Origin of the sequence: Komagataeibacter intermedius TF2 (genome assembly GCF_000964425.1) — a bacterium.
Classification (GTDB): Bacteria; Pseudomonadota; Alphaproteobacteria; order Acetobacterales; family Acetobacteraceae; genus Komagataeibacter; species Komagataeibacter intermedius.
On the sequence record NZ_BANF01000087.1, the window covers coordinates 1 to 1261 of the forward strand.

The 1261-nt window shown below is 50.6% G+C and carries 2 protein-coding genes; both read left to right on the top strand.

Annotation, left to right across the window (positions count from 1 at the left end; genetic code table 11):
- Positions 1–9: 9 nt before the first annotated feature.
- On the top strand, positions 10–102 hold the full coding sequence (locus tag B7449_RS12210; protein WP_244465761.1) for a UvrD-helicase domain-containing protein: 93 nt from the start codon (positions 10–12) through the stop codon (positions 100–102).
- Between the two features lie 57 nt (positions 103–159).
- On the top strand, positions 160–1191 hold the full coding sequence (locus tag B7449_RS12215) for a tyrosine-type recombinase/integrase (RefSeq protein WP_082084849.1): 1032 nt from the start codon (positions 160–162) through the stop codon (positions 1189–1191).
- Positions 1192–1261 lie beyond the last annotated feature (70 nt).

Below are 1261 nucleotides of genomic sequence, written 5' to 3' on the forward strand. Positions count from 1 at the left end.
TTTCAGGATGTGAACCGCGCCCAGTACCTGTGGCTCACGTTGCTTAGCAGGACGTCTGGTGAACTGTTCTGCGTGGGTGATGATTCCCAGAGCATCTTATAAGTTAGTTGGAATACATCGGCTTGAATCTATACCTTCGTGTTGCAAAGGGAGGGTACGATGCCTGAGCCTAAATGGTCACGATATCCGCAGGTTTCTGAGAACTCTCAAGGATGCTTATGGCTTTCGTTGCTCGACAATCTTGGCCGTTCGCCCGCTACCATAGACGCCTATGCCAGAGGTCTGGAACAGTATCTGTTTTTTTGTGAGGCAGCAGGTGTTGCTCCTGAGGCAGCAACTTTGAGTCATGTTTCACTATTTGTAAGGTATTTACGTGGAGAAGACGTTCCTTTCCTATCCACTCGCGCTGCTGTGAGCAATGCTACGCTTCATCAGCGCCTGTCCGCCGTCCGACTTTGGTATGATCATTTGGTCTTTGAAGGAATCAAACATCGAAATCCGGTGCCGCGAGGGCAGGCGGTTGTAGGGCGCGGCCCACTCTCGGAGCATGTCGGGTTCAGGTATGGTTTGGTACGTCGTTCCAAATTACTGCCATATTTGCCATCTGACGAAGAATGGGCTCGCTTGCAAGAAATAGTCGCACAGGAAACAGTCAGAAATCGCCTCATGTTCGCCTTGGCCTACTATGGCGCACTGCGCCGAGAAGAGTTAGTAGGTTTGAGGGTGTCGGATATTGACCCTGCGAGACGTCTCCTCACTATTCGGGCTGAGACGAGTAAAAGTGCACACGCTCGAGTGGTTTGTTACTCAGCAGTGATTTGTCCTGTGTTGGCAGTGTATTTACATCGTCGACGCGGTGCGACAACCCATTCAGGTGCCTTGTTTCTGTCTGAGTCAGATCGAAACTTTCGACAGCCCATAACGAAGTGGTCATGGAGCAAAACTGTCAGACGTCTTGCCCTTCAAGCCGGCATACCGGCGTTCAGTACTCATACCTTGAGACATCTGAGACTGACGCACTTGGCCCGGTCAGGCTGGCGTCTGCACGATATCGCAACGTATGCCGGACACCGCAATGTTCAAAGTACGACACTTTATATCCATCTATCTGGTGAAGATCTTCTCCGTAAAATCGCACACTCGGTCGAACAGATGGATATGAAGCTTGGTAACAGGGTCTTCGGAGGATAGAACAGTGGCCGAATATCAGGTTTCTCAGAGCCTGTTTGGAAAGTCATGGATGAGCGTTTCTTCGGATGAG